The sequence below is a fragment of the Frankia sp. CcWB2 genome (assembly GCF_977927585.1).
In genome coordinates this window covers 6,075-13,095 of record NZ_CDWRCM010000131.1, presented here as the reverse complement: position 1 = coordinate 13,095, position 7,021 = coordinate 6,075, and the positions used below count along the sequence as shown (strand labels likewise).

Below are 7,021 nucleotides of genomic sequence, written 5' to 3'. Positions count from 1 at the left end.
GGATTGCCCGCGGGGTCTCCGCCGCCCGTCTTGGCCGCCACCTCGACTGTCTTGATCAGTTTGGCGAACAGCTTGCCCCGGCGGGCATCGATGACCGCCTTCTTGTGCTTGGTGGTCGCCCACTTGGAGTGGCCGCTCATGACCTGCCTCTCTTGCGCCCGATCATCGACCGGACCCGGACGATCGGACGCTGTCGACGAATAGCCGGTGCACCCGGGCATCACCGGTCAGCTCCGGATGGAACGCGGTGGCCAGCAGCGGCCCCTGGCGGACCGCCACCGGCGCCTCGGCGACACGGGCCAGGACCTCGACCGCGTCTCCTGCCTTTTCTACCCATGGTGCCCGGATGAAGACCGCGTGCACAGGTGGCCCCGCCACCCCGACGACCTCGAGGTGTGCCTCGAACGAGTCCACCTGCCGGCCGAAGGCGTTACGCCGGACGACGATGTCCAGTCCGCCGATCAGTGGTTGATCCGGCCGGCCGCCCACGACGTCCCGCGCGAGCAGGATCATGCCAGCACACGAACCGAACACGGGCAACCCCGCGGCCACCGCCGCCCGCAACGGCTCCAACAGCTCGAACACGCGCAGCAACCGGCCGATCGTGGTGGATTCACCCCCGGGCAGGACGAGCCCGTCGACCTCGGCAAGCTCCACCGCGTGGCGCACCGCCACCGGCCGCGCGCCGGCCTCGGTGAGCGCCCGGGCATGCTCGCGCACATCCCCCTGCAACGCGAGGATGCCGATCCGCGGGCCACTCACCAGCCGCGGTCGGCGTAGCGGGCTTCCGGGGGAAGCTCGGTGACGTTGATGCCCACCATCGCCTCGCCGAGGCCCCGGGAGACCTTCACCAGAACGTCGGGGTCCTTGAACATGGTGGTCGCCTCGACGATGGCCCGGGCGCGGCGCGCCGGGTCCCCGGACTTGAAAATCCCGGACCCGACGAACACCCCGTCCGCGCCGAGCTGCATCATCAGCGCCGCGTCCGCCGGAGTGGCGATACCGCCGGCGGTGAACAGCACGACGGGCAGCCGGCCGAGCCGGGCCACCTCGGCGACCAGCTCGACTGGGGCGCGCAGCTCCTTGGCCGCCGTGTAGAGCTCCTCGGCGGGCAGCCCCGACAGCCGGGCGATCTCCGCCCGGATGGTACGCATGTGCACCACGGCGTTGGACACCTCGCCGGTGCCCGCCTCACCCTTGGAGCGGATCATCGCCGCGCCCTCGGCGACCCGGCGCAGTGCCTCCCCCAGGTTGGTGGCCCCGCAGACGAACGGCACCGTGAAGCGCCACTTGTCGATGTGGTGGTGCGGGTCGGCGGGCGTGAGGACCTCGGACTCGTCGACGTAGTCCACCCCGAGCGCCTGCAGCACCTGTGCCTCGACGAAATGCCCGATCCGGGCCTTGGCCATGACCGGGATGGAGACCGCCTCGATGATCTCCAAGATCATGTCGGGGTCACTCATCCGCGCCACCCCACCCTGCGCCCGGATGTCGGCGGGAACCCGCTCCAGCGCCATCACCGCGACGGCGCCGGCGTCCTCGGCGATGCGGGCCTGCTCGGCGGTGACCACATCCATGATCACGCCGCCCTTGAGCATCTCCGCCATGCCGCGCTTGACGCGGGCGGTACCGGCCTGCCGGGCGGAGTCGATCGCCGGGCCGGCGGCGGGGGCAGTCTGGCCCTCGGGCATGATGTGCCGTCTCTTTTCGCTGGGTCGGGTCGCCAGGGCCGCGGGGTACCGGCATGTCTGGCACCTGCATGCCGGCTACCCCGCCGGATGGTTCCCGTGCGGGTGGGTCGGTTTTCCATGGTACGGCGATCTCGCGACCGGCCGAGCCGTCAGGAGGCCAGCCCCGGCAGGTCGCCGCGAGGGACGCCCTCGCCGCGGATCGGCAGGGCGTCATCGATCTCGAAGTAGCCGGGGGGCGACCGGCGGCCGGCCAGGTGCGCCATCCGCACCACGCGCCGGCCGGCGAGTGCCCGCAGGTCGCGGACCGCGTCGTTGTGGAACTGCCGGGCGAGCGCGACCCGGGCCGCGCAGGAGTCGACCGCATGCAGCTCGGCGGGGTGGTGCTGGCCGGCCGCGGCGACCTCGGCGGACCGTAACGCCCGGCTCAGGGCATTCTCGCTCTGCTCGACCGCGGCGTCCAACGCCCCCCCGGCGAGCAGGCCTGGATAGGCCGTTCGGGCCCGGGCCACGCTCTCACCCAGCTCGGCCAGCTCACACCGCAGGGCCAGCTCGCGCGCGGCGTCGGCGCGGGCGAGCAGGTGCGCCACCAGCCCGCCGCGGGCGTCCGCGACCCGGGCCGCGAGTCGGTCGAGCCGAGTGGCCAGCCAGGTCAGATAGGTCGCGATCGCCACCACCAGGGCGACCACCACCACGACGGCGGTCATCCCGCGCAGCGTAACCAACGGCCGAATGTGACGTGGCTCTGGTACCGGGACAGGTCAGTTACCGGGCAGGTCAGTCCCCACTCCTCGCGTCGCCCCGGACCGGCGGCTGCGTCGCCGTCGCGACCGACACCCGCATGTCCCCGGAGACCATCTGGTACACCCCGACGATCCGCTCGGCGATGACCCGCCAGTCGTAGGCGGCGACGACGGCGCGACCGCGTTCCACCAGCCGCGCGGCGCCGGCGGGATCACATAGCACCTGGGCCAGGGTCGCGGCCAGCCGCGCGGGATCGCCGACGTCGAACAGCCTGCCGGCGCGCCCGTCATCGAGGACCCGGCGGAAGGCGTCGATGTCGCTGGCCACCACCGGGGTCCCGGTCGCCATCGCCTCGAGCAGCACGATCCCGAAGCTCTCCTGACCGGTATTCGGGGCGCAGTAGACCTGCCCGGAGGCGAAGACCCGGGGCTTGTCGGCGTCGGAGACCATGCCGACGAGGCCGACCCGCGAGCGCAGGGCGGGCTCCAGCCGGGCCCGCACCGCCGCCCCGTCACCGGGCCCCGCCACCAGCAGCCGGACACCGTCGATCTCGGCGGCGAGCGCCGGCAGGGCGGCTAGCAGCACGTCAAGGCCCTTGCGCGGCTCGTCGATGCGCCCGAGGAACACGACGGTGGGCCGCCCGTCGTCGTAGCCGGGCAGGGGCCGGGCGCCGGCGAAGTTCTGCACCGCCACCCCGTTCGGGATCAGGACGGCGTCGGCGCCCAGATGCTCGACGAGGGTGCGCCGGGCCGCCTCGGAGACCGCGATCCGGGCCCGCAGCTTCTCGAACGACGGCTGCAGCGCGCCGTGGGCCGCGGTGAGGAACCGCGACCGGGGGTTGGCGGTGTGGAAGGTGGCGACGATCGGCCCGTCGGCCAGCATGCAGGCCAGGAGGCTGACGCTGGGCGCGGTCGGTTCATGGGCGTGCAGGACATCGAAGTCGTGCTCACGCAGCCAACGGCGGACCCGGGCGGCCGAGACCGGGCCCATCAGAAGCCGGGCGACGGAGCCGTTGTAGGGGAACGGTAACGCCCGGCCCGCGTCCACCGCGTAGGGCGGCAGGGTCCGTTCGTCGTCCACCGGGGTGATGACGGATACCTGGTGACCGGCGGCGATCAGGGTCTCGGCGAGGTCACGCACGTGCACCTGGACCCCGCCCGGTACGTCCCAGGCGTAGGGGCAGGCCAGACCGATCTTCACGGCGGCGTCATCCGTCGTCGCGCCAGATCCGCTGGAGCATGTGCCAGTCCGCGGGGTGCGCGGCGATGCCGGCGGCGAAGGCGTCCGCAAGTCCCTGCGTCATCGTCGGGATGTCGCTCGGCTCGACGGCGGGATGGATCCGCCCGCTCCACCCGTCATGATCGAACCAGAGCGTGGCGGGCAGCAGCGTCGCCCCGGTGCGCAGCGCGAGCGCCGCGGGCCCGCCGGGCATGGTGGCCGTGGCGCCGAAGAACCTCACCGGGATCCCCCCGCGAGAGAGATCCCGGTCCGCGAGCAGGCAGAGCATCCCCCCGGCCAGCAGGCGCTCGGTGAGCAGGTCGAACGGGGGAGCCTGCCCGCCGGTCAGCGGGACGACCTCCATGCCGAGCTCCGAGCGGAAGGCCAGGAACCGCTCGAAGAGCGCCTCCGGCCGCAGGCGTTCGGCGACGGTCGTGAACGGCACGCCATTCACCACCAGCCAGGCGCCCGCCTGCTCCCAGTTACCCATGTGCGGCAGCGCCACGATGGTCCCCTTCCCGCGGGCGTGCGCATCCCACAACCGATACTGGTCCAGCAGCCGCAGCCGGCCGACGACGCGGTCCAGACCGATCTCCCGGAGGCGGAACACCTCCAGCCAGTACCGCGCGTAGGAGCGCATCGCCGCCCGGGTCAACCGGTCCAGATCGGTTCCCGGCGGCGCCACTCGGGCGAGGTTCGACCGCAGCCGGCGCACCCCCCGCCCGTCGCGGCGGTAGGCCAGGTCGGCGCCGAACCGGAACGCCGCGGCGGCCACGGGGTGCGGGAGCAGCCGGACGCCGCGCCAGCCCAGCGTGTAGGCGAGGTCGGTGAACCGCCCGGCCGCCGTCGCCCGCCCGCCCGCCGTCAACGCTCGGCCCTTCGTCGGATCGTCTCGATGACCGCTCAGCGGCCGTTGCGGCGGGGGCCGAAGGCGGCCGCGGCCCGGGACGCGGCCGTGGTCCGGGACGCAGTGGCCGGGGCCGCCCTTGACGTCGGCGGGGAGGGCGGGTCTCCCGCGCGGTACCACTGCCGGTAGACGTGGACGACCCGCTGGACGACCGTCAGCATGGTGGCACCGACAAGGAACCACAGCGCCGCGGGCAGGAGGTAGGGCACCCCGAGGCCGTACAGCCCGGCGGCGACCAGCAGGATCAGCAACCGCTCGCCCCGTTCGGCGAACCCCACGTCACAGGTGAAGCCGAGTCCCTCGGCGCGGGCCTTGACGTACGAGGTGATCAAACCGGCGACCAGGCAGATCAGGGCCGCACCCGCCAACGGCAGGGAATCGCCGTCGCCGGCGTACCAGAGGACGAGCGATCCGAAGATCGCGCCGTCGCCGACCCGGTCGGACGTGGAGTCGAGAAAGGCCCCCCACTTGGAGGAGATGCCGCGGGCGCGGGCGATGACCCCGTCGATCAGGTCCGAGAAGACGAACAGCGTGATCACTACGGTGCCGAGGAAGAACACCCCGCGGGTGAAGAACCCCAGAGCCCCGCCCGCGACCCCGACCATGCCGATGATCGTCACGGCGTCCGGTGACACCGACGACCGGGCGGCCCACTGGCTCACCGGGTCGAGCAACTTCTGGATCTGCGGTCGTGCCTTGCTAGCGAGCATGTCCGTCCCGTCGTCCCGCGTGGTCGTCCCACGTGCGCCCGGCTTCGGGCGGTCTTCACAGTACAGCCGCCACGATCCGCGCATTCCCGACCACGGCCGCCCTCGGGCTTGTGTCCCAGGTAACAGGGGAGGACGCTGCCGTTACCGAACAGGCCGTTACCTCCCAGTCAAGGAGGCGATGATGTCATCAGCCTCGTGCGATGTGCGCAACGTCGTCCTGGTAGGCCACACCGGCGCGGGCAAGACGGCTCTGGTGGACCGTCTGCTCGCCACCGCCGGGCCGCCGGACCGCCAGAACGGCGACCGTCAGACCGCCCAGACCAGCTACGTCGGCCATGCCGATCCCGAGCGTCGCCCGGCACGGTCGGTCAGCCTCACCCTGTGTTCGGTCAGTCACCGCGGGCTCACAATCAATCTTCTGGACACCCCGGGCTATCCCGACTTCGTGGGCGAGCTGCGGGCGGGCCTGCGGGCCGCCGACGCCGCTCTGTTCGTCGTCAGCGCGGTCGACGGGGTGGATGGCGCGACCAGCATGGTGTGGGCGGAGTGCGCCGGGGTCGGCATGCCCCGCGCGATCGTGCTCACCCATCTCGACCATCCCCGGGCCGATTTCGCGGCGGCCGTCCAGGGCTGCCAACGGGCCTTCGGGGCCGGCGTGCTGCCGGCCTACCTGCCCGAGCGGGAGGCCGGCGCCTCGATGCGGCTGGTGGATCTGCTGTCCGGGCGAGTGCTGGAGTACCCGGGCAGCGGCCGCCAGGAACTCGCGACCCCGGCCGGCCTCACCGGCCGGTACGCCTCCGCCCGCGCCGCCCTGGTCGAGGGGATCATCGCTGAGAGTGAGGACGAGACCCTCCTCGACCGGTACCTGTCCGGTGATGAACCCGACACCAAGCTCCTGCTCGGCGATCTGGAGACCGCGGTCGCCCGCGGGACGTTCTTCCCGGTGTTGCCGGCCGGTCTGCTTCCGGGTTCGACCTCGGGCCCGGGCGCCGCGGCAGGGGGCGATCGGGGCAGCGGGCGGGCCGGCGGTTTCGGCTCCGTCGAGTTGCTGGACCTGTTCGTGCAGGGGTTCCCTTCACCGCGGGAGCATCCCCTGCCGCCGGTGAGCCGCCCTGACGGCTCCCCCTGCGACCAGAGCCACGGTGATCCGGCCGGGCCGCTCGTGGCCGAGGTCGTGAAGACGACCACGGATCCTTACGTGGGCCGGATGTCAGTGGTCCGGGTGTTCTCCGGCACGCTGCATCCCGACGATGCGGTGCACGTCAGCGGGCACGGCAGAGCCGCCGCCGGGCACGCCGACCACGACGACGACGAGCAGGTCGGGGCGCTCTCCCGGCCGTACGGCTCGGTTCTGTACACGGTGGGCGAGTGCCCGGCCGGCGGCATCTGCGTGGTGACGAAGCTCAGCACCGCCGAGACCGGCGACACCCTCTCCGATCGCGACGACCCACGCTACCTGCCCGCATGGTCGATGCCCGAACCGCAGCTCCCTATCGCGATCAGGGCCCGCAGCCGCGCGGACGAGGACAGGCTGTCGACCGCACTCGGCCGGCTGGCCGTGGAGGACCCGACGCTACGGATCGAGCAGGACCCCGAGACCTCCCAACTCGTCCTGTGCTGCATGGGCGAGGCCCACAGCGACGCGGTCCTGGAACGGCTCGCCCAGCGCTACGGCGCCGCGGTGGACCGGACCGCGCCCCGGATCCCGCTCCGGGAGACGCTGCGTGCCCCGGCGCGCGGACTCGGCCGTCAGG

The 7,021-nt window shown here is 72.7% G+C and carries 7 protein-coding genes and 1 pseudogene; 1 reads left to right on the top strand and 7 read right to left on the bottom strand.

The window, feature by feature from the left end; translation table 11 throughout:
• The 7 genes and pseudogenes from ACY45C_RS14370 to pgsA all read right to left on the bottom strand — a co-directional run.
• Nucleotides 1-140, bottom strand: a pseudogene (locus tag ACY45C_RS14370) (YebC/PmpR family DNA-binding transcriptional regulator); the annotation flags it as partial.
• A 22-nt stretch (nt 141-162) separates the two neighbouring features.
• Nucleotides 163-762, bottom strand: coding sequence for a pyridoxal 5'-phosphate synthase glutaminase subunit PdxT (gene pdxT / locus ACY45C_RS14365; protein ID WP_462188109.1), 600 nt, complete (start codon nt 760-762; stop codon nt 163-165).
• Complete coding sequence (pdxS, locus tag ACY45C_RS14360) at nt 759-1,691, bottom strand: pyridoxal 5'-phosphate synthase lyase subunit PdxS (protein ID WP_462188108.1); 933 nt, start codon at nt 1,689-1,691, stop codon at nt 759-761. The genes pdxT and pdxS overlap by 4 nt, the downstream gene beginning before the upstream one ends.
• Nucleotides 1,692-1,840: 149 nt before the next feature.
• On the bottom strand, nt 1,841-2,395 hold the full coding sequence (locus tag ACY45C_RS14355; protein ID WP_462188107.1) for a hypothetical protein: 555 nt from the start codon (nt 2,393-2,395) through the stop codon (nt 1,841-1,843).
• A gap of 70 nt (nt 2,396-2,465) precedes the next feature.
• Nucleotides 2,466-3,632, bottom strand: coding sequence for a glycosyltransferase family 4 protein (locus tag ACY45C_RS14350; protein WP_462188106.1), 1,167 nt, complete (start codon nt 3,630-3,632; stop codon nt 2,466-2,468).
• Between the two features lie 7 nt (nt 3,633-3,639).
• Nucleotides 3,640-4,518 carry a phosphatidylinositol mannoside acyltransferase gene (locus ACY45C_RS14345; protein ID WP_462188105.1) on the bottom strand — a complete coding sequence of 293 codons (879 nt, stop codon included), beginning with the start codon at nt 4,516-4,518 and terminating at the stop codon, nt 3,640-3,642.
• A 35-nt stretch (nt 4,519-4,553) separates the two neighbouring features.
• Nucleotides 4,554-5,267 (bottom strand): phosphatidylinositol phosphate synthase, encoded by a 714-nt coding sequence (gene pgsA, locus ACY45C_RS14340; protein WP_462188104.1) that lies wholly within the window; start codon nt 5,265-5,267, stop codon nt 4,554-4,556.
• Nucleotides 5,268-5,448: 181 nt separating this feature from the next.
• Between pgsA and ACY45C_RS14335 the strand changes: the two genes are divergently transcribed.
• A partial coding sequence (locus ACY45C_RS14335; RefSeq protein ID WP_462188103.1) for a GTP-binding protein occupies nt 5,449-7,021 on the top strand: 1,573 nt, incomplete at its 3' end.